The organism is Pseudomonadaceae bacterium SI-3, from assembly GCA_004010935.1.
In the GTDB taxonomy this organism is placed as follows: Bacteria; Pseudomonadota; Gammaproteobacteria; order Pseudomonadales; family Pseudomonadaceae; genus Stutzerimonas.
Genome location: CP026511.1, coordinates 69,714 through 95,899, shown reverse-complemented (window position 1 = coordinate 95,899; position 26,186 = coordinate 69,714). Strand labels below are relative to the sequence as shown.

23 protein-coding genes and 1 pseudogene are annotated in these 26,186 nt (G+C 60.6%); 8 read left to right on the top strand and 16 right to left on the bottom strand.

Annotated features, from left to right (window positions below; all coding sequences use genetic code 11):
• The first annotated feature begins 55 nt into the window (after positions 1 to 55).
• The 6 genes from trpB to C1896_00440 all read left to right on the top strand — a co-directional run bounded on the left by trpB (position 56) and on the right by C1896_00440 (position 6,594).
• Positions 56 to 1,273 (top strand): tryptophan synthase subunit beta, encoded by a 1,218-nt coding sequence (gene trpB, locus C1896_00465; GenBank protein AZZ43530.1) that lies wholly within the window; start codon positions 56 to 58, stop codon positions 1,271 to 1,273.
• The gene (locus C1896_00460; protein AZZ43529.1) at positions 1,270 to 2,079 is read left to right on the top strand and encodes a tryptophan synthase subunit alpha; all 810 of its coding nucleotides are present in this window, start codon (positions 1,270 to 1,272) and stop codon (positions 2,077 to 2,079) included. Before trpB ends, C1896_00460 begins: the two co-directional genes overlap by 4 nt.
• A gap of 95 nt (positions 2,080 to 2,174) precedes the next feature.
• Positions 2,175 to 2,387, top strand: a complete 213-nt coding sequence (locus C1896_00455; protein ID AZZ43528.1) for a hypothetical protein — start codon at positions 2,175 to 2,177, stop codon at positions 2,385 to 2,387.
• Positions 2,388 to 3,195: 808 nt separating this feature from the next.
• Positions 3,196 to 4,347, top strand: coding sequence for a two-component sensor histidine kinase (locus C1896_00450; GenBank protein ID AZZ43527.1), 1,152 nt, complete (start codon positions 3,196 to 3,198; stop codon positions 4,345 to 4,347).
• Between the two features lie 217 nt (positions 4,348 to 4,564).
• Positions 4,565 to 5,407 (top strand): glutathione-dependent disulfide-bond oxidoreductase, encoded by an 843-nt coding sequence (locus C1896_00445; GenBank protein ID AZZ43526.1) that lies wholly within the window; start codon positions 4,565 to 4,567, stop codon positions 5,405 to 5,407.
• Between the two features lie 392 nt (positions 5,408 to 5,799).
• On the top strand, positions 5,800 to 6,594 hold the full coding sequence (locus C1896_00440; GenBank protein ID AZZ43525.1) for a hypothetical protein: 795 nt from the start codon (positions 5,800 to 5,802) through the stop codon (positions 6,592 to 6,594).
• An 82-nt stretch (positions 6,595 to 6,676) separates the two neighbouring features.
• On the opposite strand, the gene C1896_00435 is transcribed toward C1896_00440, so the two are convergent.
• The 4 genes from C1896_00435 to C1896_00420 all read right to left on the bottom strand — a co-directional run bounded on the left by C1896_00435 (position 6,677) and on the right by C1896_00420 (position 10,994).
• Positions 6,677 to 7,168: a DUF4126 domain-containing protein gene (locus C1896_00435; GenBank protein AZZ43524.1), complete on the bottom strand. Its 492-nt coding sequence runs from the start codon at positions 7,166 to 7,168 to the stop codon at positions 6,677 to 6,679.
• Between the two features lie 97 nt (positions 7,169 to 7,265).
• On the bottom strand, positions 7,266 to 7,949 hold the full coding sequence (locus tag C1896_00430) for a TrkA family potassium uptake protein (protein ID AZZ43523.1): 684 nt from the start codon (positions 7,947 to 7,949) through the stop codon (positions 7,266 to 7,268).
• Positions 7,939 to 9,270 (bottom strand): ATPase, encoded by a 1,332-nt coding sequence (locus C1896_00425; GenBank protein ID AZZ43522.1) that lies wholly within the window; start codon positions 9,268 to 9,270, stop codon positions 7,939 to 7,941. The genes C1896_00430 and C1896_00425 overlap by 11 nt, the downstream gene beginning before the upstream one ends.
• 245 nt (positions 9,271 to 9,515) lie before the next feature.
• Positions 9,516 to 10,994 carry a DUF945 domain-containing protein gene (locus tag C1896_00420; protein AZZ43521.1) on the bottom strand — a complete coding sequence of 493 codons (1,479 nt, stop codon included), beginning with the start codon at positions 10,992 to 10,994 and terminating at the stop codon, positions 9,516 to 9,518.
• A 492-nt stretch (positions 10,995 to 11,486) separates the two neighbouring features.
• Between C1896_00420 and C1896_00415 the strand changes: the two genes are divergently transcribed.
• On the top strand, positions 11,487 to 12,011 hold the full coding sequence (locus C1896_00415) for a transposase (protein ID AZZ43520.1): 525 nt from the start codon (positions 11,487 to 11,489) through the stop codon (positions 12,009 to 12,011).
• A 192-nt stretch (positions 12,012 to 12,203) separates the two neighbouring features.
• On the opposite strand, the gene C1896_00410 is transcribed toward C1896_00415, so the two are convergent.
• From C1896_00410 to C1896_00395, 4 genes are all read right to left on the bottom strand, one after another.
• Entirely contained in the window at positions 12,204 to 12,830 is a 627-nt protein-coding gene (locus C1896_00410; GenBank protein AZZ43519.1) for a peptidase S51, read from the bottom strand.
• Between the two features lie 109 nt (positions 12,831 to 12,939).
• Positions 12,940 to 13,467, bottom strand: a complete 528-nt coding sequence (locus C1896_00405) for an N-acetylglucosamine-6-sulfatase (protein AZZ47459.1) — start codon at positions 13,465 to 13,467, stop codon at positions 12,940 to 12,942.
• Positions 13,468 to 13,492: 25 nt separating this feature from the next.
• Positions 13,493 to 15,328: a multidrug ABC transporter ATP-binding protein gene (locus C1896_00400; GenBank protein AZZ43518.1), complete on the bottom strand. Its 1,836-nt coding sequence runs from the start codon at positions 15,326 to 15,328 to the stop codon at positions 13,493 to 13,495.
• A 376-nt stretch (positions 15,329 to 15,704) separates the two neighbouring features.
• Positions 15,705 to 16,292: an aminotransferase gene (locus C1896_00395; GenBank protein AZZ43517.1), complete on the bottom strand. Its 588-nt coding sequence runs from the start codon at positions 16,290 to 16,292 to the stop codon at positions 15,705 to 15,707.
• A 308-nt stretch (positions 16,293 to 16,600) separates the two neighbouring features.
• Here C1896_00395 and C1896_00390 point away from each other — a divergent pair, with 308 nt between their 5' ends.
• On the top strand, positions 16,601 to 17,782 hold the full coding sequence (locus C1896_00390; protein ID AZZ43516.1) for a Patatin: 1,182 nt from the start codon (positions 16,601 to 16,603) through the stop codon (positions 17,780 to 17,782).
• A 158-nt stretch (positions 17,783 to 17,940) separates the two neighbouring features.
• Here the strand turns inward: C1896_00390 and C1896_00385 are convergent, their stop codons facing one another.
• The 8 genes and pseudogenes from C1896_00385 to C1896_00350 form a co-directional block, all read right to left on the bottom strand.
• Entirely contained in the window at positions 17,941 to 18,507 is a 567-nt protein-coding gene (locus C1896_00385) for a DUF1993 domain-containing protein (protein ID AZZ43515.1), read from the bottom strand.
• A gap of 110 nt (positions 18,508 to 18,617) precedes the next feature.
• On the bottom strand, positions 18,618 to 19,001 hold the full coding sequence (locus tag C1896_00380) for an ACT domain-containing protein (GenBank protein ID AZZ43514.1): 384 nt from the start codon (positions 18,999 to 19,001) through the stop codon (positions 18,618 to 18,620).
• A gap of 284 nt (positions 19,002 to 19,285) precedes the next feature.
• A complete protein-coding gene (locus tag C1896_00375; GenBank protein ID AZZ43513.1) occupies positions 19,286 to 20,176 on the bottom strand; it encodes a hypothetical protein in 891 nt (296 codons plus the stop codon).
• Positions 20,177 to 20,377: 201 nt separating this feature from the next.
• Complete coding sequence (locus C1896_00370) at positions 20,378 to 20,860, bottom strand: hypothetical protein (GenBank protein ID AZZ47458.1); 483 nt, start codon at positions 20,858 to 20,860, stop codon at positions 20,378 to 20,380.
• 114 nt (positions 20,861 to 20,974) lie between these two features.
• Positions 20,975 to 22,108 (bottom strand): hypothetical protein, encoded by a 1,134-nt coding sequence (locus C1896_00365; GenBank protein ID AZZ43512.1) that lies wholly within the window; start codon positions 22,106 to 22,108, stop codon positions 20,975 to 20,977.
• Between the two features lie 482 nt (positions 22,109 to 22,590).
• Positions 22,591 to 23,589, bottom strand: coding sequence for an NAD(P)H-quinone oxidoreductase (locus C1896_00360; protein ID AZZ43511.1), 999 nt, complete (start codon positions 23,587 to 23,589; stop codon positions 22,591 to 22,593).
• Between the two features lie 220 nt (positions 23,590 to 23,809).
• A pseudogene (locus C1896_00355) lies at positions 23,810 to 25,844 on the bottom strand (hybrid sensor histidine kinase/response regulator).
• Between the two features lie 110 nt (positions 25,845 to 25,954).
• Positions 25,955 to 26,152, bottom strand: a complete 198-nt coding sequence (locus tag C1896_00350) for a DUF2934 domain-containing protein (GenBank protein AZZ43510.1) — start codon at positions 26,150 to 26,152, stop codon at positions 25,955 to 25,957.
• Between the last annotated feature and the right edge of the window lie 34 nt (positions 26,153 to 26,186).

The following is a 26,186-nucleotide window of genomic DNA, read 5'->3' as shown; positions in this document are numbered from 1 at the left end:
CCCATCGCGCAATCCTTACTCGTGTCTGGATGGCCGCCACCCTTTTCCGCAGGAGATGACCATGACCTCATTCCGCAGCGGCCCTGATGCCAAGGGCCTGTTTGGCCACTTTGGCGGTCAGTACGTCGCCGAAACCCTGATGCCGCTCATCCATGAGCTGGCCGCCGAGTACGAGAAAGCCAAGACCGATCCCGAGTTTGCCAAGGAACTCGCGTACTTCCAGCGCGACTACGTCGGCCGCCCCTCCCCGCTGTACTACGCCGAGCGCCTGACCGAGTTCTGCGGCGGCGCGAAGATCTACCTCAAGCGCGAAGAGCTGAATCACACCGGCGCGCACAAGATCAACAACTGCATCGGCCAGATCCTCCTGGCGCGGCGCATGGGCAAGCAGCGCATCATCGCCGAGACCGGCGCCGGCATGCACGGCGTGGCCACTGCCACCGTGGCCGCGCGCTTCGGCATGCAGTGCGTGATCTACATGGGCACCACCGACATCGAGCGCCAGCAGGCCAACGTCTTCCGCATGAAGCTGCTCGGCGCCACGGTGATCCCGGTCACCGCCGGCACCGGCACCCTGAAAGACGCGATGAACGAAGCCCTGCGCGACTGGGTGACCAATATCCACGACACCTTCTACCTGATCGGCACCGTCGCCGGCCCGCACCCCTACCCGGCCATGGTTCGCGATTTCCAGTCCGTGATCGGCAAGGAAACCCGTGACCAGATGATGGCGCAAGAAGGTCGCCTGCCCGATTCGCTGGTGGCCTGCATCGGTGGCGGCTCCAACGCCATGGGCCTGTTCCACCCCTTCCTCGACGATAAAGACGTCAAGATCATTGGCGTCGAAGCAGCTGGCCACGGCATCGAATCCGGCAAGCATGCCGCGAGCCTCAACGGCGGCGTGCCGGGCGTGCTGCACGGCAACCGCACCTTCCTGCTGCAGGACGACGACGGTCAGATCATCGACGCTCACTCGATCTCCGCCGGCCTCGACTACCCAGGCATCGGCCCGGAACACGCCTGGTTGCATGACATCGGCCGCGTCGAATACACCTCGGTGACCGACGACGAAGCCCTCGCCGCGTTCCACAAGTGCTGTCGCCTGGAAGGGATCATCCCGGCCCTGGAAAGCGCCCACGCGCTGGCTGAAGTCTTCAAGCGCGCCCCCGGCCTGCCGAAGGATCACCTGATGGTGATCAACCTCTCCGGCCGCGGCGACAAGGACATGCAGACCGTCATGCACCACTACGACGAACAGGAAGAACATATATGAGCCGTTTGCAGACGCGCTTCGACCAGCTGAAACAGGAAAACCGCGCGGCCCTGGTGACCTTCGTCACCGGCGGCGACCCGGACTACGCCACCTCGCTGGCCATCCTCAAGGGCCTGCCAGACGCCGGCGCCGACGTCATCGAACTGGGCATGCCCTTCACCGACCCGATGGCCGACGGCCCGGCGATCCAGCTCGCGAACATCCGCGCCCTGGCGGCCAAGCAGGACTTGGCGAAAACCCTGCAAATGGTTCGCGAATTTCGCGAGGGCAATCAGACCACGCCGCTGGTGCTGATGGGCTACTTCAACCCCATCCACAAGATGGGCGTCGAACGCTTCCTTGCCGAGGCGGTGGAAGCAGGCGTCGACGGCCTGATCGTCGTTGACCTGCCGCCGGAGCATAACGAAGACCTCTGCGACCCGGCCCAGGCCGCGGGCATCGACTTCATCCGCCTGACCACCCCGACCACCGACGACAAGCGCCTGCCGACCGTGCTCAACGGCAGCTCGGGCTTCGTCTACTACGTCTCGGTGGCCGGTGTGACCGGTGCCGGTTCGGCAACGCTGGAACACGTCGAAGAAGCCGTGGCCCGCCTCAAGCGCCACACCGATCTGCCGCTGTGCATCGGCTTCGGCATCCGCACCCCGGACCAGGCCGCTGCCATCGCCCGACTGGCCGATGGCGTGGTGGTGGGCTCGGCGCTGATCGACCAGATCGCCAATGCCGAAACCTCTGAACAAGCCGTCAAGGGCGTGCTCGGTCTGTGCCGTGAGTTGAGCGAAGGGGTGCGGGGCGCTCGCGGCTAAGCTCTCTCGCAAAACGAACCTAAAGCCGCTGCACCATGATCTGGGCAGCGGCTTTTTCGTTTCAGCCGTAAGCCATCTCCCCTGTAGGAGCCAGCTTGCTGGCGATCAATAACGCCCTGCAGCCCCGGATCGCCAGCAAGCTGGCTCCTACAAAAACCGCTCGGCTATCCGATGCCCACGACCCCTATCGAATCTGCTTGATCGACCTGCCGAGCCGTACCGCCTGGGCCTCGGCGTACGCTGCGGACCGTTCCTCCAAGACTTACCCAGGCCGCCGCCCGGTGACCGAGCAGCGGTTCGCGCCATAACTGCGACAGGGCTGGTGCATACCGGGTGCGCGTTACACGACCCTTTGATTTCGCGTCGGCCACATCCGCATAAGCCGTGGGCAATCAGCAGTAAGCCATCTCCCTTGTAGGAGCCAGCTTGCTGGCGATCAGATAACGCCCTGCAGCCCCGGGTCGCCAGCAAGCTGGCTCCTACAAAAACCGCTCGGCTATCCGATGCCGACGATCCCTATCGAATCTGCTTGATCGACCTGCAGAGCCGCACCGCCTGGGCATGGGCGTTCGCTACTGACCGTTCCTCTAGACTTCCCCAGGCCGCCGCCCGGTGACCGAGCAGCGGTTCGCGCCATAACTGCGACAGGGCTCGTGCATACTGGGCGCGCGTCACACGACCCTTTGATTTCGCGTCGGCCACATCCGCATCAGCCGTGGGCAATCAGCAGTAAGCCATTTCCCCTGTAGGAGCCAGCTTGCTGGCGATCAGATAACGCCCTGCAGCCCCGGATCGCCAGCAAGCTGGCTCCTACAAAAGCCGCTCGGCTATCCGATGCCGACGATCCCTATCAAATTTGCTTGATCAACCTTACGAGGTGCCCCCCCTGGGCCTGGGTGTTCGCTGCTGACCTGCTGACCGTTCCTCCAGGACTTCCCCAGGCCGCCGTCCGGTGACCGAGCAGCGGTTCGCGCCATAACTGCGACAGCGCTCGTGCATACTGAGCGCGTTACACGACCCTTTGATTTCGCGTCGGCCACATCCGCATCAGCCGTGGGCAAGACGCCACCGTTGTCCAGGTGAGCTTAGCGGCGTCCAACCTTGCGGAGCAGCCCGATGCGCCTTGCCAATTTCATTCTCGACAACCTCGAGCCCATTCTCCAGTCGTGGGAAGACTTCGCCAGAACCATTCTGGGATCCCGCTCCATGGACACCGAAGCCCTACGGGACCATGCCGAGCAGATGCTGCGAACGATTGCCGAGGACCTGAGCACCAGTCAGTCCAAAGCCCAGCAGTTCAACAAATCCGTCGGCAACACCCACAAAAGCGGCGGTGAAACGGCGGCGCAAACTCACGCCGTGTTGCGTCATGACGCCGGCTTCAGCATCGATGAAATGGTTTCCGAGTACCGCGCCCTGCGCTCCAGCGTACTGAGCAAGTGGTTGCAGGCAATCAAGTCAGGCACTGACTTCGAAGTCGAGGACATGACCCGCTTCAACGAGGCCATCGACCAAGCGCTCGCCGAGTCCGTGGCCAGCTACTCACAAACGGTCAACGGCACGCGCAATGTTTTTCTGGGCATCCTTGGACACGATTTGCGCACGCCTCTGGGCGCGATTCAGCTCGGTGCGGAAGTGCTGTTGCTCGACGGCAGCCTCGGGCCCAAGCCGACCATGTTGGCGTCGCGCATCTATACCAGCGTCAAACGTGCCAACAAGATCGTTAACGACCTGCTCGATTTCACCCGTTCGCAGAGCGGTGCAGGCATTCCGGTGCACCGGGTGGAAACCAATCTGGCAGCAGTGTGCGAAGGCATGGCCGAAGAAGTGCTGGCCTATCACCCGGACCGCAACATTCTCTGCGAGACCAGCGGAAACCTGACCGGGCTGTTCGACGCGTCGCGGATGGAGCAGGTTTTTTCCAATCTGATCGGCAACGCTGTGCAGCACGGCAGCGCCACGTCCCAGATCAGGGTGGCCTTGCACCCCGAACAGGCGCATGCGGTGTTTTCCGTGCACAACCAGGGCGAGCCGATTGCGGAGGAGGCAATTGCTGACATCTTCAACCCCATGAGCCGACACTCTCAGTACGCCGCTGGTGAGCATGGACCTCACTCCGGGCTAGGCCTGGGGCTCTATATTGCCAGCGAGATCGTGGCCGCCCACCAGGGCACCATTCATGTCGAATCCAATGCCGAGCAAGGCACGACCTTTATCGTCCGGCTGCCGCTGACCAAACACGACCTGCCGCATTTCCGAGAGTCCTGACTCGCCAACGTCGCTCTGGATAGATCGCTGTAGGCGCCAGCTTGCTGGCGATCACTAGGCCCGTTTAGCCACGGACTACCAGCGCTGCCCACCTAAAGATCGCGCACGCCTGCGCATCGTTGATGCCCACTATCAACCCGCTTGATTTCGACCCTGCCGTCCAAACGCGTAGGATGCTGTGCACATCCCCGGTTCAACCCACTCGAGGAGATTGCCCATGCCTGACACCCCTTACGTACCGCCAAAAGTCTGGACCCACGACGCGCCCTCGGGCGGCAAGTTTGCCAGCATCAACGCGCCTACCGCCGGAGCGCGGGAAGAGAAGGCGCTGCCGGTGGGCAAGCATCCCCTGCAGCTGTATTCGCTGGCCACACCCAACGGGGTGAAGGTCTCGATCATGCTCGAAGAGCTGCTGGCGCTCGGCCACAGCGGTGCCGAATACGACGCCTGGCTGATCAAGATCGGTGATGGCGACCAGTTCGGCAGCGGCTTTGTCGAGATCAATCCGAACTCCAAGATTCCTGCACTCGCCGACCACAGCGTCGAAGGCGAACCGCTGCGGGTGTTCGAGTCCGGCTCGATCCTGATGTATCTCGCCGAGAAATTCGGCGCGTTCCTGCCGACCGAAACCCGCGCACGGACCGAAACCCTGAACTGGTTGTTCTGGCAGATGGGCTCGGCGCCCTTCCTCGGCGGCGGCTTCGGGCATTTCTATGCCTATGCACCGGAGAAGTACGAGTACCCGATCAACCGCTACGCCATGGAGGTCAAGCGCCAACTCGACGTGCTCGACCGCCAGCTGGCCGACAACCGCTACATCGCTGGCGACGAATACACCATCGCCGACATGGCCATCTGGCCCTGGTACGGCGTGCTGGCCCGCGGTGAGCTGTACGAGGCCGGTGAATTCCTCTCCGTGCAGGACTACAAACACGTACAGCGCTGGGCCGCTGAGGTGGCCGAGCGGCCGGGGGTGATTCGCGGACGCAAGGTCAATCGCACCTGGGGCGATGAGTCCGAACAAGCGCCGGAACGCCACGACGCGTCGGACCTGGACTAAGCCACGCGGCCGGTCAGGCAAACTGACCGGCCTTCGAACACACCAGCGAAGCCCCACCCTGCACCCGCCTTCAGGCCGACGCAACACTGCAGCTGCCGTCCCCTGCGTTCGCCGTCATGGGCAGCGCTGACGGCCGTCATCAAGCGCCTTCATCCTCAACCAAACGCCCATCTCGCCTTGAGCCGCCATCGCCTGCGCAAGCCAGGTCGGCCGAGTTTCCGACCGCTGATCTGAACTATAGCGGTACGTCCCGACCCAATATCAATGAGCGTTGCTCTTGTTGCCGCCGATCAAGCAGAAGGCTGCCGTGGTTACCCGCACCCATACGTGTCGGCGGTACTGACAGCGCAGCGCTCGACTACCCAGTTGTTCAACACAACGCGAGGTGAACCATGAAACACACACTAGTAGCAGCGTTCGCAACGCTGACCGATGCCAACCGCACACAGGGTGACCTGATGTCGCGGGGCATCGCCAGAGAACAGATTCATTCCGTGGGCGCCGACCGCGCGGAGATCCATGCCTACGACGCGCCCTATTCCACCACTAGCGAAACCGTCGACCGCGAACATCACGAGTCCAAAGTCGCGCACTTCTTCAAGTCGTTGTTCGGCCATGAGCCGCATGAAGAACACCGTCGCCATGCCACAGCATATCCGGAGGCCGTGCGCCGCGGCTCGCTGGTGATCGCAGTCGACGTGTACGACGAGGATCAGCTGCTCCGCGCACGTGACGCATTGGAGTACAACGGCGCGCTCAATATCGACGACAGCGCCGGTGCAAGTTCGACCCCTGGCTATGCCGGAGCGACCAGCCCCTATGCCGGCGCCACCGGCGGTGACAGTCACCTGGACAAGCATTTCGCGGGGTCCACCAGCCATGCAGCCGGGACAGAGAGCCATTCAACCGGAACCCGCGATACGGCTGCTCCGGTCACCGGCACAACGGGTACAGCGAGTACCGGTCATGGGGCCGACACCCACACAGGCTCCGGCGATACCGGGCGCTACGACGTGGGCACTGCGGCCAAACGGGCCGGTACGGACTACCCGGAAAACACCGGAACCGCCTCCCCGACTGGCGGCGGCCTGGCTGGCGAAACCGTCGGTACCCGCGACGCAACGGAAAGCCTGGACGCCACCCACGCCGGCACCTGTACAGACCGGGTGTGCGTGATCAAGCGGTAGAACGCCGACCGCTGAGCGATCACGGGCCGCGGATGCGGCCCGTGTGTTTTCAACCGGCTTTAGCGAACCACGTCACCTCCCCTTAACGCTTGCCCAGCGCGCACCGCAGCCCGGCGCTACCGATTGCCAGCGCCACACAATCTTCCGTCAGCCCCAGCGCGGCGTTGACATAAGGATTGGCCTGATAGGGTTTACGCAAGGCGAGCCCGACCTTCGACGAGACAAGCGCGGCCGTTGCGCCAATCAATGCCGGAAGCCATATCGGCTGTCGCCGTGCGCTGGCCAGCGCCGCAGCAGTCACCCCTCCCGACAGGGCGCGAAACATCATCGACGGTAGGATGGTCCTGTCCGGTGCAAAGGGCATCTTGTCGCCCAGCAGTTCACCCGTCGCCATGGGCAGCAGAAATTGCTGTGCGCGGTGCGAGGCCAGAGTGCGCGCCGGCTCGTCTGCGGCGTCGATATCGTCCTGCGCAGCCAGTGCCCGACTGGTCATGGTGGGCGCCAGCGTGCTGCGCATCCCGGTTACCAGGCCGAGCGCCAGAGCGCCCCATAAAACATTGCTCAGAGTGGTCATGCGTGTGTCTCCCGATTGCTCTTATGTGCGACCGGGATAGGGCATCAGCCGTTCATGTTCAGCTCCGAGCGGTCAGCTAGCCGCAGCGGCCACGCGGCTAGCCCTTTGCCGCCGCAAACTTTTCCACCCGCTTGGTTTCGCCCGCCACGATGAGAATGTCACCTGGGTGTATCAGGGTCTCTGGCTTGGCGTAGATGAAGTCTTCATGGGTCCGCTTCACCCCGACGATGGTCACGCCGTAATGCGTATGCACCCCGGAGTCAGCGAGTGTCTTGTCGTGGATACGCTTCGGCGCGTGGGTCGAAGCGATGGCGAAGCCGTCGTCGAACTCGATGAACTCGAACATCTTGCCGGTGACCAGATGGGCCACACGCTCGCCCATTGACGTTTCCGGGTAGACGACGTGATGGGCGCCGGTGCGCTCGAGAATCAACCCGTGGCGCTTGCTCAGGGCCTTGGCCCAGATGTCCGGCACGCCCAACTCCTGCAGCGCGAGCACGGTCAATACGCTGGCCTCGAGATCGGTCCCGATGCTCACCACCACATGGCGAAACTGATCGACGCCCAGCTGGCGCAACGCGCGGACGTCGGTCGAGTCGGCTTGAGCCACGTGGGTCAGGCGATCCACCCATTGCTGGACGTTCGCACTGTTGCTGTCGATGCCCAGCACTTCGTGCCCCATGGACGTAAGCGAGTCGGCGACGGCCGAACCGAATCGCCCCAGGCCGATGACGGCGACGCTGTCGTTCTCGAATGTCTTGCCGAACAGGTTATCCAACAATGGGGCGCTCCTCCGGGTAGCGGTAGTGTTTGGTCACGCTGCGCAGCGCAAGGGCCGTGGCCAGGGTAATGGTGCCGACCCGGCCGATGAACATCAGCGCGATGATCACCAGCTGACCGGACGGTGGCAGGTCCGCCGTGATGCCGGTCGACAGACCGACCGTGGCGAACGCGGAAATGACTTCGAACAGCACGACGCCCAGCTCCAGCCGCGTCACGCTGAGCAGGATCATGGTGCCGATGGCCACGGTGAGCGAGCCGAGGAACAGCACGGTCAGCGCCTGGCGCTGCGTCGCATAAGAGATGCGGCGGCGGAACGCCACGGTGTCGGCGTTGCCCCGAATCTCGGCCCAGATGAAAAAGAACAGCAGGAAGAAGGTCGTCACCTTGATTCCGCCCGCGGTGCCCGCGCTGCCGCCGCCGACGAACATCAGGAAGTAATGCACGGCCAGCGTCTGCGCCTCGAACTGGCCGACGTCCAGGCTGTTGAAGCCCGCCGTGCGCGCCACTGCCGAGCTGAACAGCCCCGACAGCAGTTTGTCGCCCAGGCTCATGCCGCCGAGCGTGGCCGGGTTGCTCCACTCGTAGAACAGGATCGCCACCATGCCGCCGAACAGCAGCACCGCCGAACCCCACAGCGTGATGCGCGTATGGATGGTCCAGGGCCTGCCGCGCTGGTCGCGGCGGAACTCGTAGAGCACGGGAAAGCCCAGACCGCCGATGATCACCGCCAGCATGACCGGCACCAGTACCACCGGGTCCGTGGCGAAGCTCATCAGGCTGTCGGAATAGGTCGAAAAGCCGGCGTTGTTGAACGCCGATACCGCATGGAAAAGCCCGTCCCAGAGCGCCTTGGACCAGGTCAGGTCATAGCTCAGGCGAAAATGCAGGGTGAGGATCGCCGTCACGACCAGTTCGACGCTCAAGGTAACCAGCAGGATCAGCCGCAACACGCCCGTGACGTCCCCGAGCCCTAGCGAGCGTGTCTCCTGCTGCGCGACCAGACGGCTGCTCAACTGCAGCCGTCGCTTGACCATCAGGCCGAGCAGGGTCGCGCCACTCATGATGCCCAGGCCGCCGATCTGGAACAGCAGCAGAATCACGCATTGCCCGAAAAACGACCAATACACAGCCGTGTCCTGCACGATAAGCCCCGTCACACAGACCGCCGACACGGCGGTGAACAGCGCCGTCAGCAGCGGTGCCTGACCAGGCCCGGCCGTGGCCGCCGGAAGCGACAGCAGCGCCGTGCCCAGCAAGGTCGCGATGAGAAAGGCGAGCGGAATGAGACGAGCCGGTCGGCGGGCAGCATTGTGTAGCAAAGGCGACACCTAAACGGTTGCGAGGCCGAACGTCCGGCCATCGAGGTCTGTGTGGGTTCTGGTTGGCCGAGCTACAGGCAGCGTCGACGAAGTGGCCGCCACGATAGCAAAAAAGGGCATCGATACGGCGCGCTTGCCGCTCGCAAGGGGCCTCGCCGCCCGAGCCGTCACGACAGGGCGCATACGGTTTCCGCAGACACAAAAAAGGCGACCAGGGGGTCGCCTTTTTCATGCATGACCAGTGCTTACTGGCCGAGCAGGCCGGCGCCCAGTACCGAACCGAAGGCAAAGCCGATGAATTCCTGAACGGTCATATCTTGGCCGTTCAAGGTCACCTTGTTGTCGGCGAAATGCAGCGAGCTGACCAGGCGATCGCCTTGCAGCTGGAACCAGCCCGCACCGAGTGCCATACCGCTAAACAGCTCGGTCGTCAGGTCTGCCTGCTGCTGCAACGCAGCCGGGTCGGCGCTGTACTGCGGTTCGCGCTGAGCGATCAGGCTGGCAACGTCGCGAACCAGGGCTTTATCGATACCGGCTTCGGCTTTGAGCGACGCCAGCATGCTGATGATCATCGCATCAGGGGTAAAGGCTTCCGCGCTCGGGCCCTGCAGGTCGGCCACCACAGACAGCCGGGCCTTACCGTTAGCGGTCTCGAAGCCGAACTCGTCGAGCGCCACGGTGGGCTTGTGCTCCAGCAATTGCAGGGCAAGCGCCTGCAGCTCCTGCTGCTGAACGTCGGTGATGTTGTCGAGTGCCTCCTGCGGGGTGGCCGCGCTGTCGAGGATCTGCTTGTAACTTTCCACCAGCGCCTTGAGGCTGCCTTCATCCAGGTTGCGCAGGCTAAGGGCGAGCGTCAGGTTGCGGATAGACTGACCGTTGGCCCCCACCTCGCCGACGCGGTAAGCGATCGACTGGTCGAAGCCGTCGCTGCTTCGACTCGACGCTTCTTCAATGGAGGCGTTCTTGATGACCACGGCGGGATTGTCGTCGGTCTGGATTTCCATGCGTTCAAGCGTGATGGCCGAGGGGCCTTGGCCGAATCCATTGACGTAGTCGTGCTTGTCGACGGTCATGCCGATCCCGCTTAGCTTGACCCGCACCGGCTTGCCATCGTCACGGCGTTGCAGGTTCATGTCGATTTCCGGCAGCTGACCTTCCAGGCGCACGGTCGTGGTTTCGTCGGCCACTTCGAAGTTCACGGTGCCGGCCGCAACGCGAACCGTGCCGTCTTCGTTCTCAAGATTGAGGGGGGCCGAGCGCAGCGCGCCTTGTTGACTGCCGTCATAGCCGAAGGCGACATCGCCGACCAGCGGGTTTTCGCCGACAGCGGCCTCGAACAGCGCTTCAGTTTGCGCTGACCGCTCGAGGCGGAAATGGCTCTGGGCGGCAACCGGCATCAACTGTCCGCGGGTCAGGCGCGATACCGGAAAGGGGCCGTGCTCGATGCGGTCTTGCAGCAGCACAGTGAACTGCCGGGGCTCGCCGTCAGTGTCCTGGGCCTCGATGTCGACCTGATAGCGGGCGTTACTGGACAGCAGGCCGCTTTCGAAACTGAGCATTTTGACGGCAACCTCGGCTCCGGCCCCAACGCTCATCTCGCGCAGCTGGATATTGGCCTGCTCGACGGCATCGCGAGTAGTCGATTCAACCTGGGTGCTGGTGTAAAGGGTAGCGGCGCCGACGAGAGCCAGCGGTACGGCAGCGGCAAGTACGAGTTTTTTCATGGAAACATCCTGTGCGGCGGCTGGGCAGACGTCCTGTCAGCCGGTGGTTGGCAAGCGGCGGCACTCTAGCAGCGCGCCTGTACAGGCTCCAGCACGCCATGCTGCGGGATCGACAGGGTGAGAACGCGGCGACAGATCATGGCGCCCTCACCACTGATACACCCCATAGGCGAACACGCCCATGCCAAAACCCATCTGCGCCAGCAACAGGGCACGAATGGCAAAGGTGTAGCGCCGTAGGGTGGGCTTTAGCCCACCGTTGCCCGGTGGCCCATGCTGTGCCGTAGGGTTGGCCCTCAGGGCGCGGTTCAGCTACCAATTGGTGGGCTAAAGCCCTCCCTACAATTCGACTACTCCGTTACGTAAAGCCGTTGCTGGAACCCCACGCCCGTAGGGTGGGCTTCAGCCCACCGTTGCCCGGCAAGCATTTCCAGTCAACCGGCAGAAGCTCAACGGCGTCGACATACATCTCGTGAAGGCAAGGAGGCCTCCATGTCCAACTACCGCCGCAGTCTGGTACCTGGCGGCACGTGGTTTTTCACCGTGACCCTGGCCGACCGCCAATCTCCCTTGCTGGTAGAACAAATCGCGCTGCTCCGACATGCCTATCGCCTGACCCACCACACCCGACCTTTCCAAACCCTCGCCATCTGCATCCTGCCGGATCACCTGCACGCTATCTGGACACTCCCAAACGACGACGCCGATTTTGCCGTTCGCTGGAGCCTGCTCAAGAGCACCTTCTCTCGACAACTTCCGGCCGTACCTCGCAATGCGAGCCAGATGCGCAAGCGTGAGAAAGGCATCTGGCAGCGACGCTACTGGGAGCATCAGATTCGGAACGAAACGGATTTGCAGCGACACGTTGATTACATCCACTACAACCCAGTCAAGCACGGGCTGGTAGAACAGGTCGCGGACTGGCCCTATTCGAGTTTCAACCGGTACGTGGAGAAAGGTCTGTTAGCACAGGACTGGGCGGGTAACGCAGGGCTCAGCGGCTCGTTCGGTGAGTAGGTATCAGCCAAACCTTGGCATGTTTGGAACGCCACACGTCCACTTACGGCAGCTACATGGCCATCAGATCGCTGCGGTGCCGAATAGCTAGTGCACCATGGCCCACACGACAAATAAATCGCCCCGCACCGCTGCCCGTTCGAACCGGGCATACGAACCCGGCCAAGAGGGATCATCGCGCAGCCCCGTTGCTCAGAGGGGCTTCGCGCTCGTCTGGATATCGACCTCATTGCCCGCGATGGCGATCGCCTGGTGATTGCTGAATGGGCGAAGGTCCAGGGTATCGCCGTACTCGATCAATACCCGCTCGACCGCTTCTTTGAACGGAGGGTTTCCGTAATGCGGCAGCGGGTAGAAATCGATCAATGCGAGCGACGTAAACGAGTCGAGATCGGGCGCGGCGCTGGGGTCATCCAGCCTCTGCAGGTACTCGATGCTCGGAGCGAGCACGGCGGAACCGGCGGACTCGCCGATGTAGCACTTGCCTGCCCTGACCTGCTCGGCAATCAGCTTGTCCGCGCCGGTGCGCTTCAGCTCCTGCAGCAGAAAGAAGGTGTTGCCGCCTGCCACATAGATGTAGTCGTTACGTTCGAGCTTTTCGACGATGTCTTGCTGGCTGGCGGTCGAGACTTCGAGTTCATCGATAACCAGGCCCGCTTCAACCAGCGCATCCTTGGCCGCGATCAGGTAGGCATTCACTTCCTCAGCAAGGCTTGCCGTAGGAATCAACGTCACCCGCTTGCCCCGGCACTCGCCTTGGGTGAAGGCGACGAACAAGCCAGCGACGTCAGCGAATGAAGAGGTCAGGAAAATATTCATAGCAATCTCCGGTAAGCGTGTTGACCAAACGGACCTGCCCTATCCGGGCTCGGAATCATCTGCTCAAGCAATTGAAAGATGACAGCCGCTCGCGCGTGCGGTTTGCGCTTCACCGTTCCAGTAGCGCCTGGACCTGAGCAATCGCCTGCTCCTCGCGGCTGGCCCAGTCCCCAGCGATCTCCACGAAAGGCTGACGGTGGCGCTCGAGCCAGCTGCGGCAGGCCTCATGGAAACCCAAACGTTGTGCAGCCTCCGGTTGGCAGCGCTGGCCGTCGGCGTGCCACTCGGCGCCTTCGGGTGAGAGCAGCAGGTGCTGGTCGTAATGGCGGGCGAGCAGCTCGTCTTCCAGCCACGCCGGGCAGCTGCCAAACAGCGTCTGGCTCCAGATCATGTTGCTCAGCAGATGGGTATCGAGGATCAGCAGCTCAGGCGCCCGACCCCGCGCAGCTTCTTCCCAGGCCAGTTGACCACGAGCAATGGCCGGGATGTCGTCCAGGCAGGTATCGCGCTTTTCCCGGTCGATGAAGTGGCGCACATATTCACCCACCACCACCACACCGCCGAAGCGCTGCTGCAACCGTGCGGCGAGCCAGCTCTTGCCGGTGGATTCGGCTCCCGTGAGCACCAACACTTTCATTGCCCGTTCACCCTCGCGCGCGCCATCAATCGACACCCACGAAGCCACCGGTCTGGTGCTGCCACAGGCGCGCATAAAGGCCGCCGCGCTCGATCAGCTCGGCGTGGGTACCGGTCTCGATCACCCGGCCTTCGTCGATGACCACCAGGCGATCCATGCGCGCGATGGTCGACAGCCGGTGCGCGATGGCGATCACCGTCTTGCCCTCCATCAGGGTGTCGAGGCTCTCCTGAATTGCCGCTTCGACTTCCGAATCCAGCGCCGAGGTGGCTTCGTCCATCACCAGGATCGGCGCGTCCTTGAGCAGCACGCGGGCAATGGCGATGCGCTGGCGCTGGCCCCCGGAGAGTTTAACGCCCCGTTCGCCGACCTTGGCCTCGAAACCAAAGCCGCCCTGGCTGTCGTCCAGCGTGGCGATAAAGCCATCCGCGCGGGCCTTTCGCGCCGCCGCCCAGAGCTGTTCATCGCTGGCATCGGGCCTGCCGTAGCGCAGGTTGTCGCGGATCGACCGGTGCAGCAGCGAGGTGTCCTGCGTGACCATGCCGATGTTGGCGCGCAGGCTTTCCTGGCTGACCTCGGCGACGTTTTGCCCGTCGATGAGGATGCGCCCGCTTTCCAGGTCATAGAGGCGCAGCAGCAGGTTGACCAGCGTCGACTTGCCGGCACCGGACGGCCCCACCAAGCCGATTTTCTCCCCGGGACGGATATCGATGCTCAGCCCGCTGATCACGCCACCCTTTTTGCCGTAGTGGAAATGCACGTCCTCGAAGCGAACGCCGCCCTGCTCCACCTTGAGCGGTTTGGCGCCTTCGCGGTCGACCACGTGACGCGGCTGGACGATGGTCTGCATGCCGTCCTGCACGGTGCCGACGTTCTCGAAGATGCCGTTGACCACCCACATGATCCACTCGGCCATGTTGTTGATGCGGATCACCAGGCCCAGCGCCAGAGCGATGGCGCCGGTGCTGATCAACGCCTCGCTCCACAGCCACAGCGCCAGCGCGCCGGTGCCGACGATTAGCAGGCCGTTCATGCAGGTGATCAGGAAATCCAGGCTGGTGATGATGCGCGACTGCAGCTGGAACTTGCCGAGCAGCTCCTGCATGGCCTCGCGGGCGTAGCTTTCCTCTTCCTTGGAGTGCGCGAACAGCTTGAGCGTGGCGACGTTGCTGTAACCGTCCACCACGCGGCCCATGACTTTCGAACGCGCCGCGGAAGCGGCCGCCGAGCGCGCCTTGATCCGCGGCACGAAGTACCAGAGCGCCGCGGTGTAGCCGATGATCCATAGCACCAGCGGCACGATCAGGCGTAGATCGGCGGCGGCGAACAGGTACAGCGCACTGCCGGCATAGACCACCACATGCCAGAGCGCGTCGATCACCTGCATGGCCGAATCGCGCAGCGACGGGCCGGTCTGCATCACGCGCTGGGCGATGCGCCCCGCAAAGTCGTTCTGGAAAAAATTCAGGCTTTGCTTGAGCACATAGCGGTGGTTCTGCCAGCGAACCAGATTGGTCAGCCCCGGGTTTATCGCCTGATGGGTCAGCAGATTGTGCAGGCCGAACACCAAGGGCCGGATTATCAGCGCCACCACCGCCATCCACAGCAATGCGTTGCGGTGTTCGGTGAAAAAGGTCCGCGCGTCATCGGTCGTCTGGGCCATGTCGATCAGCTGGCCGAGGAAGCTGAACAGCGCCACCTCGATCAACGCCGCGAAGAAGCCGATCACCAGCACCGCGGCCATCAACGGCCAGACCTGCTTCAGGTAGTGGGCATAGAAGCGCAGCATGCCGGCGGGCGGCTCCACGTCCGGGCTGGGCTTGAAGACATCGATCAGGTTTTCGAAACGGCTGAACAACATGGGGCACGGTCTGCTGTTGGCGAATGGGCGGGGTTGTTGCTGACAGGGGCGATGCCGATCTTTGAGAGCGGCAACCGGGGTCTACCTGGACGTGGGTCGAGGCGCTCTGAAACGCGGGTTTTGCTGATGCAGCGTAGCAGTATCCGAAGTGCCTGGCGGCACCCTGGTCGGAAATGAGCCCCGTGCCGAAAGTAGACAGGCCTGCCAATTTAGGCGTGCAAGAAGAGCTTAAAGTGCGCCACCCAGGCGGGGACTAGTTGGGCCTGTTCATCAGGTCTACGACACCGGGGCTGCTGGCCCTCATCCGTAGGGTGGGCTTCAGCCCGCCATCCTCGGCCCAACACCGTTCCGGTGGGCTAAAAGCCACCCTACATCGTTAACTGTCTGCGGGCGCCGCGTGTTCATGAACCGCTGCCCTCGCCTGCCGCCATTCGCGCAGGCCCATCACCGCCAGCAATGTGAACAATCCATACAGCCCTGCGGTGAGCCAGTATTCCTGAAAGGCAAAGAAGGCCACGTAGAGCGTGTCCACCACGATCCACAGCACCCAGCACTGCCAGCGCTTGAGCGCCATCCACAGCTGCGCCAGTAGGCTAAAGGCCGTGAGCGTTGCATCCGGCCAGGGATAGGCCGCTTCGGTAGCGGTCGCCATCAGCACACCCAGCCCGACACTCCCCAGCACGGCGACAACAAGCCCAACGCCGACCTCCGTTGCCGTCGCGCCCGCCACCGGCCGACCGCCTTCACTGCCGCTGCCCCGCGTCCACTGCCACCACCCATAAACCTGCATGGCCGCAAACACCCCGTTGAGCAGCACCTGCGAATACAACCGCACCTCGAAGAAGAACCAGGCGTAGAGCGACACCATCACCAACCCGATGGGCCAGCACAGCGGGTTCTGGCGGACGGTAAGCCAGACGGCGAGTACGCCAAGGGCAGAGGCGATGAGTTCGAGGGTGGTCATGGGGTGGAGGTCAGAAGCGGCTACGGGGCGGGCATGATACGGCAAGCATGCGGAACGGTTCGAAGCGCACCGGGTGAGTGGGAATGGCTGGGCTATTCAGTTCAGGTTCACAAATATTGGTCAGCCACGCACGTACTCGTAGGGTGGGCTTCAGCCCACCGTCAAACCCCACCCCTCCGGTGGGCTAAAGCCCACCCTACGTTTACTGCCTTCGCCGGCGGGTGACTGCCCCCCTTTTTCAGTAATCTGTTCTTGGTTGTTCATGTGCGAGCCCTAGCTCTACCGAAAACCCCGAACTGGAATCATTGATGACCGAGGACACTTCAACCAACCCAGGTACCACTGGGCTCATTCTCTCGGGCGGTGGCGCACGAGCGGCGTATCAGGTTGGCGTGCTTTCCGCGATTGCCGATCTGCTGCCCGATTCTTCACGCAACCCGTTCCCCGTGACCGTCGGCACCTCGGCGGGTGCGATCAATGCCGTCAGCCTGGCGTGTGGCGCCCTGCACTTTTGCGAGGCGGTGCGGCGGCTGAGCAACGTGTGGCGCAGTATTCATACCGATCAGGTGTACCGCAGCGACTGGCCGGGTGTGTTGCACCAAGCCAGCCGTTTCATTGGCCACAGCGTGCTCGGTATTGGCAAGCAAGTGCCCGTTGCGCTGCTCGATAGTTCGCCACTGGCCAGGCTGCTCGAACGCGAACTGGATTTCTCGGGAATCGCCGCGGCAATGCGCCATCGGCAACTGCGCGCAATAGCGGTGACGGCATTCGGCTACGAGTCGGCCGAGGCGGTGACCTTCTATCACGGCCATGGCGCCATCGACCCATGGCTCCGCCATCGTCGGGTGGGTGTGCCGACCCGCCTGGCTATTCCCCATTTGCTGGCCAGCTCTGCCATTCCGCTGATCTTTGAGCCGGTCAAGATCAACCGCGAGTATTTTGGTGATGGCGCGGTACGCCAGACCGCACCGATCAGCCCCGCCCTGCACCTGGGCGCCACACGTGTACTGGTGGTCGGGGTCAGTGGCAATCCTATAGATGACCAGACCAAGACTGCGCCAACACCAAGGCCGACAGGCACCATCCCGAGCCTGGCGCAAATCGCCGGGCACATGCTCAACAGTACCTTCATCGACAACGTGGAGAGTGATATCGAGCTGCTGGAGCGCCTAAATCTACTGGGGAAACTGGTGCCTATCGAACAGCGCAAGCGCGCCTACGGCCTGACGCCCATCGAGGTGCTGGTGATTTCACCCAGCCAACCGCTGGACAAGATCGCCGCCCGCCATCGGCACGAAATGCCTGGGGCCCTGAGACTTTTCCTGCGCGGCCCTGGCGGCACACGCGAAGGCGGCGGTGGGCTGTTGAGTTATCTGCTGTTCGAACCCGGCTACTGCAGCGAGCTGATCGAACTGGGTTACCGGGATGCCATGGCCAAGAAAAGCGAGCTCATGGCGTTTTTAAGGCTTGAGCGTCCAGAGTTCGCATAGCGCTTTACAGCGCCCACGGCAGAAAGCGGTGGGTCTCGGGTGGGCAAGCGAAGCGTTGTCCACCCTACGCCACCACACCCGCCTGCTCCGCCGGACCTCGGCATCGTAGGGTGGAAAACGGCGGAGCCTTTTCCACACGCCACGTCCTGGCAACTTTGCTAGCCCTTCGGAATCGTTTCCGGACGCACATAGGGCAGCAAGTGCGCCACATAGTCCGCCTTGCCGAGATTGATCCCTTCTTTACGCAATATCGAATAAGCAGTCATGACGTGGAAATAGAACTGGCCCAGCGTCCAGTCACGGGCGTACTGGTCCGCTGTCAGATCCAAGACCATCCCGTTCGGGAGTTCATGGGCGATGGGCTTATCCCCGCCTACATCGAGCGCATCGGCTGCGAGGCGGTCGAGCAACGCGACCGTCTCATTGATCCGCGCATGAGCATCAGCGAGCGATCCGGGGCTTTTGACAGCGTGACGTCCCTCGTTCAGCAGCTCGTTGATAGCAGGCGGAAACGCCTCTCCTCTCAGACGGCACACGGCTTCTCGAGCCTGCACACAGGCAAAGCGAACCTGAGTCGACAGCGGATACATGTCGGGCGCCAAACGTGCGGATAACAGTGCTTGCGCCTCTGCTTCCGGTAGATGGGCCTGCGCCTTCTTTAGCCAGCCTGCGAGGGTTTTGAGCATTTGGGAATAAGTTGGGATGAGCAGTGTCGTTAGCTGCATGGCTTCACACCTTGTGGGATTGAGAGGCGACGTCGAAGAAAGTGACAGGGTGTTATGAAGCTAACTAACTGAAAGGTAAATAACCGTTCGCTTTTCCCTACTGCGAGTTATCAGCCCAAGAGGCGGTGACCCGCGTCTTTCAAAACCTGCACGGCATTTTCAAGATTCATCGACTTGACCAATATGTAGTCAGTATCGAACGTACTCACCGCGAAAATACCGATAGCGGCAGCCGCGAGCGGGTCAAGGAAGGAGGCCAGGACACCCGTCTGATCAAAGGCGAACGGACCCTGGACCTTGATCGCGCGCCAACCGCTGTCCACTCGGGCTAAACCGGTTGCGGCACCCTCAGCGCAGACAATCGAAAGCTCATCATCCGTCCGGGTGATCGACATAAAGCCTGGCGATGCCAAAACCTCGTTCGGCAGGTCAGCATCCCGCTCCAACTGTGCGATCACAAAGCTTTGGGGGAGTACAGAAAAGGCGTGGTTCATGTCATGTCACCTTGTGATAAAGCGAGCGGGCCGCGAAGGTAGGACATAGGCGACCCGGCAAATAACGGCAGGAGAAAAAATCGGTCCTTTTACCCAGGCGTTACCATCAGGCAGCAACGCGTGGACAAGCGAAGCGTTGTCCACCCTACGTCACCGCCCTCGCCTGCTCCGCCGGACCTCGGCATCGTAGGGTGGAAAACGGCGGAGCCTTTTCCACGCGTTTCGTCCAGGCTAGCTCGCTATCCCCTTTTCCCTGGTAACAACAAAACTGTGCCCTTTCCGCGTCACGCACCGGCCACTGCTTTGAACCAAGCCTCGCCTTTCGCCGAACTCATGCAAAATTCTTTGAAGACTGTCTCTAGCGGAAAAATAATATGTCGGTTTAGGTGCAAAACCGATGTACCTCTGCAAAAAAGCAAAGTGTGGCCGCCTTCTCTGCTATAAGCATCAAGCTTTTTTAGTTTTTCCTTTGCGGCAGTACTTGAAAACCCATGAAACGTAACTTGAGCCGATATCGGTTTTGAATCATACCCTATGGCAAGTATATCGAGATCTTTCATTGTTCTGCCAACCGGCATTAGCGTGTAGAGAATCTGTGGCAAACCAAACTCGGCCGCTTCGGAAGTCCTCAGAAATTCCATACACATCACCTCTTGTAGGTCTGGCGTGAGGCAGTCAAGTTCATATTTTACATTGCCCGATACGAGGTTTTTGACTCGATCTCCAACCTTCCTCCAATGGCATAGGGTTCCCTGCCGCGGCTGCACCGACGTAAGGGAGAGCCCCTCAAACGCCGAAAGTGTGTTTGTATGTTTAATTTTAAGCACTTTGAGCCATGCTTCACGCCCTGCTTGGCCATTTTTGCTCCCCCACGCCCCGCAAAACAACTTTATATCGGTGCCAGGTTCTACAAAACCAACCTTCGCGCCGGGGTACCCTCGGTAAACACTAAATATGAAACCTCCCTCTTTGCCAATTTTTTTTAGTCTAGCCAACGTATGGCGTGCCGAACCCGAATAATCGTCAGGCTCAAGACTTTGAGAGTCTTCACCTGTACTACTATTTCTTGCGTCATGAGGATAATGTATGCCCACATAATCGCCGTCCCATAGCGCTTTTAAGGTTGCAGTATCGACGTCCAAAGCGGAAGAGTGGCGAATGAAATAAGTCTGCATAGAAGCCTCATTCTTTTCAGAGGAAACGAACTATTTTTACTGTTCTGGCCCAATCCCAGCCTCTTTGGTCACACAAACTTAAACAGTTATTTAAGTGCGATACGCTTAGAGTTCACGAGCAATAGATCGCTTAATTGATAAGGTCAGCCGCGCTCGCGTTACAGCGTCAGCTGTGATGCTTCGCTAGATCTCTCGTTCAGGCTAATCTGACCATACTCGAAGGTTGCCGGACCTCCAAAATTCACCATCCCAGCAAATTACGTCATGAAGGTCAGCGTAGATAGAAAGCTGATTAAACCGCGGAGACCCGTCTTTTCTGAACCAGTGAGACAAGAGCGCGGTGGGCCGAGGCGGATATATCCTCTTACGCTCGTTGAGATTTGGTTGCCAAAAGTAAACGATTATGGATTCAGCGATTTCCAGATGTGTCCTCTTGTGCTCCTGCGGATAGGCCACAGTGCCTATCCAGACTCCTAGTTCGCGAGTGATCTCAAATATCTTGTGATGCTGCTTAAACCGATTCTTATATAGCCCTTCGGTAATACCACAATACTGAATCTGTTCATTACGTTCGTATCGGCGCTTGCCCGTCAGAAGGTAAAGGCCGTTTCCCATGTTGGAGTCGCATACCTCGTCAAGTCCATACGGCCCATGCCAGTTCACACGTATTGTCAGGTTTTCCAAAATCTCGGTCTTCATTCTAGGTGTTGGCTTATTAAACCAAAAGGGTATTAGAATTATTTGCTACGTCTTGCCGTCTGCAAATAAATAAACTGCGGTAAATTGCTGAATGCAGTCTTATTGCAGCCTCAGCCCTAAATTTGGATACACAGAAGTCACAGGATTTTCTACCACATTAGGGTCGTCAAGAACTCGTCTAGCCTGGGATGCAATCTCTGACTTATATGTTTCAAGCTTCGGGACTAACGTGTATATATCGGAGCAGTCCAAAATTATAGTTCTGAAATTTCCTATATCGAAAGGAATCTTGTCTCCCTTCCTCACAATCTGGATAGTCGGCAAGCGAGACACGTGACGCAAGGCAAGCTCATAAAACACATTAGGATTGTGGAAAGAAAGATCCGCAATGACTAACCTTGACCGGAGTATATATTCGATTATTTGGTTGGTTATCAAGCCCGGCGTATCAATCGCATCTGCTCGAACTACCTTCAACCCTAGAGGCTCAATTGCGGGCTCAATAATCGAGCCAAGAAATAAATCGGAATGTTTTCTAGCATCCGAGTCGTCGTCGCCGATAGGCGTAATATAAAAACACGTCATATCAAACGAGGAATTTCCAGACGTAATTATCCCTGCTATCGAGACACCTATAGCGGCTGATGGGAAGGAAGAGTCGCGGAGTTCGCTCTCAAAATGAGTCTTGGGAAATTTTTCGAGGGCATGCTCAATGGTCACGAGCCTTTCTGCACCAGCTAAAGTTTGCAGAACCCCTACGTACTCAGCATTAACCACAAAGTTATCAACAAGCGAATCAACTATGTTTTCGTCTACATTGTGTTCTTTAAGAGTATCGGCCAAGACTGTCCTTGCAGGCAGCTTATTGCCCACAAACTTCTCATAGAGCAGCTTAAAAGGATCTATGCTTAATATAGCTATTTCGATTTTAGCTTCGGCTTTTACGTGTTCTGAGCTTTTTTCTCCAAACGCTTTTTTTGCTATATCAGTAATAACAAGCTGCTCGGCACTATAGTTTCCTTTTATCAGGCCATATTTACCGGCGTTTGTAACTAATGAGCGTGAAGGGCCGCTGTCTGGTGATTTGCCTAAATGATCAAACAACGTGACTCGCCTTACACTGTGCCCCGATCCCAAATCGTAGGCTGCCGCAGCAAAATCAGCTACTTCCTCGAATGAGCAGAGCGGGTAAGGAACGACTCTTCTTGTTCGTCTCTTCTTTGTTAACTCCATTTCGTCAGACACTTAGTTCTCCTTTCTTAATAAAGTAAGCTCAGCATTCTTGCGCGATCGCCACGACATGAGCGTCTGAAGCATCTATGCCTAATCCCAATATATTTTGTTTTCGGCTCGTCACTTCTACCGGATTGGCTGCCGTTAGTAATAGTTACGTCTAGCGATTCGCTGGAAAACGTAAAGCGTTGCTCACCCGGCGCATCGAACCGGCACTGAGACTGAGCGGAGAGAGAGCGGGCCATCTGTACCTGTCCTTGGCATGGGCCTGGTGCCCGTTGTGCTGGCCGCTGGGCTTACGCCGGGGCGGGGAGTGTGATGCTGTGCGCAACTCCTGCTGCGCTGGCTAAGTTACCCACGTCTCGAAACTCGGTAAAGCGTCTAAAAGACTTAATCACTACTTTTTGTAGGGTTGGCCTGTGAGGCGACCGATAGGCGCTCGACCTTAGCGGTGCGAGCGCTGAGCTGGCTTGAACGAGGGTCTACTGCCCAACCTCCAACATAATCTTCCCGATGTGTTTGCTGCTTTCCATCAGCCGGTGCGCTTCGGCGGCTTGATCGAGGGGGAAGGTGGCGTGGATGACGGGGTGGCAGAGGCCCTGGTCCAGCAGTGGCCAGACCTTGTCCTGCAGCGCCTTGGCGATGTCGGCTTTTTCCTCGCGGCTGCGGGGGCGCAGGGTGGAGCCGGTGAAGGTGAGGCGCTTGCGCATGATCGGCGCGGTGTCGAGTTCGACGCGGCTGCCTTTGAGGAAGGCGATCTGCACCAGGCGGCCCTCCACAGCGAGGGATTTGATGTTGCGGGGGATGTAGTCGCCGCCGACCATGTCGAGGATGACGTTGACGCCGTTGCCGTCGGTGGCGTGCTTGAGCACCTCGACGAAGTCTTCTTCGTGGTAGTTGATCACCCGATCCGCACCGGCACGCCGGCAGGCGTCGGCTTTTTCGCTACTGCCAACCGTCGTGTAGACAGTGGCACCGAATTGTTTGGCGAGCTGGATGGCGGTCAGGCCGATGCCGCTGGAGCCGCCGTGCACGAGGAAGGCTTCGCCGGGTTGCAGGGCACCGCGCTCGAACACGTTGCTCCAGACGGTGAAGTAGGTTTCCGGCAGCGCCGCCGCTTCCAGCATTGACAGCCCGGCGGGCACTGGCAAGCAGTGTTCGGCCGGGGCCACGCAATATTCGGCGTAGCCGCCGCCGGGGGTCAGCGCGCAGACCTGATCGCCGACTTTCCAGCCGCTGACGTCAGCCCCGAGCGCGACGATTTCGCCGGAGATTTCCAGGCCGAGCAGCGGCGAGGCGTCCGCTGGCGGCGGGTAGCTGCCGGAGCGCTGAAACACATCGGGCCGGTTGATGCCGGCGTAGGCCACTCGCACCAGCACGTCGTGCGGGCCGGGTTCGGGCACCGGGCCTTCGGCCATTCGCAGGCATTCGGGGCCTCCGCCGGGGCGGTGATCGATATGACGCATGGTTTCAGCACTCATAGGTTTTCCTTTCAAAGGCGGCTGATGGCCGCGTTGATTGAATTGGCTCGCTGGTACACGGTAGTTCCCGCGAGTCGCAGAGCCAACCCTGATGGGTCAGGTTGATCTGCGGGCTTGGTGCAACCGCAAAGCGGTGGCATTTGGCAAGGGTAGGGGCAGGGCGCTGAGCGGCCCGGGGTTAGCGTTGGGCAGCGCCTCGGCAGAGCGACCGTCAACTGGCCTACGAACCCAACATCTCTCCGACCTTTTGCGCAAACGCATCGATGGCGAACGGCTTGGCCATCACGGCCATGTCCGGCCCGAGGATGTCGTTGGCAGCGAAGCTTTCGGCGTAGCCGGTGGCGAAGAGCACTTTCAGGCCGGGACGCTGCTGGCGAACGATCTCGGCCAGTTGCCGGCCGTTCATGCCGGGCAGGCCGACGTCCGAGACCATCAGATCGATTCGCTGCGAGCTCTCGGTGATCAACAGCGCTTCGGAGGCTTCGCCGGCTTCCAGCGTCTCGTAGCCCAGGTCGTTGAGCACTTCGACCACCAGCGAGCGGACCACGGGTTCGTCTTCGACCACCAGAATCGTCTCGCCAGTGCCTTGTAGCGTGCGCTCTTGCGCCACTTCCACAGCGCTGGCTTCGCCATGATGGACAGGCAGGTAGAGGTGCACGCGGGAGCCGCTTTCAGGCTTGGACTCGATGTGGATGTAGCCCTTGGCCTGTTTGATGTAGCCATAGATCATCGAAAGCCCAAGCCCGGTGCCCTTGCCGATGGGCTTGGTGGTGAAGAAGGGCTCAAAGGCGCGCTCGATGACGTCCGGGGTCATGCCGACGCCGGTGTCGCTGACCGTCAGCAGTACATACTCGCCCTCAGTCAGCCCGCGCCGAGCGGGATCCGGCTCGCTGCCCAGCTGAAAGTTGGCCGTGGAGATGGTGATTCGGCCACCGTGCGGCATGGCATCGCGCGTTGATGACAAGGTTGATCACGGCGTTTTCAAGCTGATTCACGTCCATGCAGGCGGGCGGCAGCCCCGCACTGAGCTGGGTGATGACCGCAATGTTCTCGCCAGTGGTGCGATGGAGCAGATCTTCCAGCGAGGCGACCAGTTGGTTGACGTCGACCGGCTTGAGGTCGAGCGCTTGCTGACGAGAGAAGGCCAGCAGCCGTTGCGTCAGTGCCGACGCACGCTGCGCAGAGGTTACCGCCGCATTGATGTAGCGCTCCACATCCGCGACCTCCCCACGGCGGAAACGTCGCTGCATGAGGTCCAGGCTGCCGATGATGCCGGTCAGCAGGTTGTTGAAGTCGTGAGCGATACCACCAGTGAGCTGGCCGACAGCCTCCATTTTCTGGGCCTGGCGCAGCGCCTGTTCGGTGCGGCTGCGCTCGCTGACCTCTGCGGCCACACGCGCTTCAAGGGTTTCGTTAAGCTGACGCAGCCGTTTCTCGCTGATCTGCTGGGCTTCCTCGGCGTGCTTGCGTGCACTGATGTCGGTGCAGGCCCCAGCTACGTAGGCGAGTTGGCCGGTAGCATCGCGGAAAGCTTTGGCCCGGCAGATCAACCAGGATTCCGGGCTGGTATGCGCCAGGCGGAACTCCACCGCACCATCGAGTGCCTGAGCGTAGCGGTCGAATGCCCGCCGTACCCGCGTGCGGTCTTCGGCATGCACCTGCTCGATGAACCGCTCGAAGCTGTCGAGCCGCTGCCCCAGCGCCAGCCCGAACATCTGCTCCAGCGAGCTATCGAACTGAATGCTGCCGTCGTTCAGGTACCAGTTGAAGGTTCCAGTGCCTGATGCCATCAGCGCGGCACGGAAGCGCTCGTTGGTGTGGCTCAACGCAGCGCGTTCCTCACCTTTTACATGCTCGGTGACATCTTCGACCTGATGAAGGATGCAATGCAGCTCTCCATTGTCGTCCAGCACCGGCACGTTGAGCGGGCTCCAATAGCGCAGCTCGAAGCCGCCACCTTCGGCTTGCGGGCGAGCGATGTCGTATCGGGTAATGGCCATGCGATCCGGTGCACGTGTGTTCAGCACGCGTTCAAGCGAGGCGCGCAAAACGCCGGTACCGAACTCTTTGGGCTCGTCAGGGTTCTTGCGGAATACATCGAAAACCGGTCGCCCGACGCTGTCTTCCCGACGCGTATTGGTCGCGCGCAACTGCGCATCACTGGCCGCCAGGATCGTGAAGGTCGGATCAGGCGAAAGGATCAGGTGCAGGTTGGGGACAGCCTGAAAGATGGCCTTGTAGTCGAGTGTTTGCATCGGGACGAATAACCAGGTGAAGGAGAGCGCTGTCTGCTTTAGCCGCTGCGAAAATGAAAGTGTCTGGCGTCGGAGACGGCTAACACGCCGCGCTCCGACAGCTCAGCCGATCAGCGTTCGCCTTCCGGCTTGGGCATGGGTATCGCGACACTGCTTTCGATGCTGCCAGCGGTGGCATCGCCTTCCTTGTAGAAAGGTTCCATCTCGTCGCGGGCTTCTGCCCAGTGCTCGTCTTGCTGGCCTTCGGGACGGCCCTTGGCTTCCCAGATTTCGTGGGCGCGTTCGCGGATACGTTGTTCGTCAGCCATGTGTTTGCCCTCTTTGTGCTGATAGAGACGCCAT

What these genes read in the sequence shown, in the direction of transcription:
- C1896_00450 (AZZ43527.1), top strand. Translation starts at nt 3,196, where the DNA reads ATGCGCCTTGCCAATTTCATTCTCGACAACCTCGAGCCCATTCTCCAG.
- C1896_00375 (AZZ43513.1), bottom strand. Translation starts at nt 20,176, where the DNA reads ATGCAGACTTATTTCATTCGCCACTCTTCCGCTTTGGACGTCGATACT.
- trpB (AZZ43530.1), top strand. Translation starts at nt 56, where the DNA reads ATGACCATGACCTCATTCCGCAGCGGCCCTGATGCCAAGGGCCTGTTT.
- C1896_00350 (AZZ43510.1), bottom strand. Translation starts at nt 26,152, where the DNA reads ATGGCTGACGAACAACGTATCCGCGAACGCGCCCACGAAATCTGGGAA.
- C1896_00435 (AZZ43524.1), bottom strand. Translation starts at nt 7,168, where the DNA reads ATGACCACTCTGAGCAATGTTTTATGGGGCGCTCTGGCGCTCGGCCTG.
- C1896_00385 (AZZ43515.1), bottom strand. Translation starts at nt 18,507, where the DNA reads ATGCAGCTAACGACACTGCTCATCCCAACTTATTCCCAAATGCTCAAA.
- C1896_00420 (AZZ43521.1), bottom strand. Translation starts at nt 10,994, where the DNA reads ATGAAAAAACTCGTACTTGCCGCTGCCGTACCGCTGGCTCTCGTCGGC.
- C1896_00415 (AZZ43520.1), top strand. Translation starts at nt 11,487, where the DNA reads ATGTCCAACTACCGCCGCAGTCTGGTACCTGGCGGCACGTGGTTTTTC.
- C1896_00365 (AZZ43512.1), bottom strand. Translation starts at nt 22,108, where the DNA reads ATGGAGTTAACAAAGAAGAGACGAACAAGAAGAGTCGTTCCTTACCCG.
- C1896_00395 (AZZ43517.1), bottom strand. Translation starts at nt 16,292, where the DNA reads ATGACCACCCTCGAACTCATCGCCTCTGCCCTTGGCGTACTCGCCGTC.
- C1896_00390 (AZZ43516.1), top strand. Translation starts at nt 16,601, where the DNA reads ATGACCGAGGACACTTCAACCAACCCAGGTACCACTGGGCTCATTCTC.
- C1896_00445 (AZZ43526.1), top strand. Translation starts at nt 4,565, where the DNA reads ATGCCTGACACCCCTTACGTACCGCCAAAAGTCTGGACCCACGACGCG.
- C1896_00360 (AZZ43511.1), bottom strand. Translation starts at nt 23,589, where the DNA reads ATGAGTGCTGAAACCATGCGTCATATCGATCACCGCCCCGGCGGAGGC.
- C1896_00410 (AZZ43519.1), bottom strand. Translation starts at nt 12,830, where the DNA reads ATGAATATTTTCCTGACCTCTTCATTCGCTGACGTCGCTGGCTTGTTC.
- C1896_00440 (AZZ43525.1), top strand. Translation starts at nt 5,800, where the DNA reads ATGAAACACACACTAGTAGCAGCGTTCGCAACGCTGACCGATGCCAAC.
- C1896_00380 (AZZ43514.1), bottom strand. Translation starts at nt 19,001, where the DNA reads ATGAACCACGCCTTTTCTGTACTCCCCCAAAGCTTTGTGATCGCACAG.
- C1896_00405 (AZZ47459.1), bottom strand. Translation starts at nt 13,467, where the DNA reads ATGAAAGTGTTGGTGCTCACGGGAGCCGAATCCACCGGCAAGAGCTGG.
- C1896_00460 (AZZ43529.1), top strand. Translation starts at nt 1,270, where the DNA reads ATGAGCCGTTTGCAGACGCGCTTCGACCAGCTGAAACAGGAAAACCGC.
- C1896_00400 (AZZ43518.1), bottom strand. Translation starts at nt 15,328, where the DNA reads ATGTTGTTCAGCCGTTTCGAAAACCTGATCGATGTCTTCAAGCCCAGC.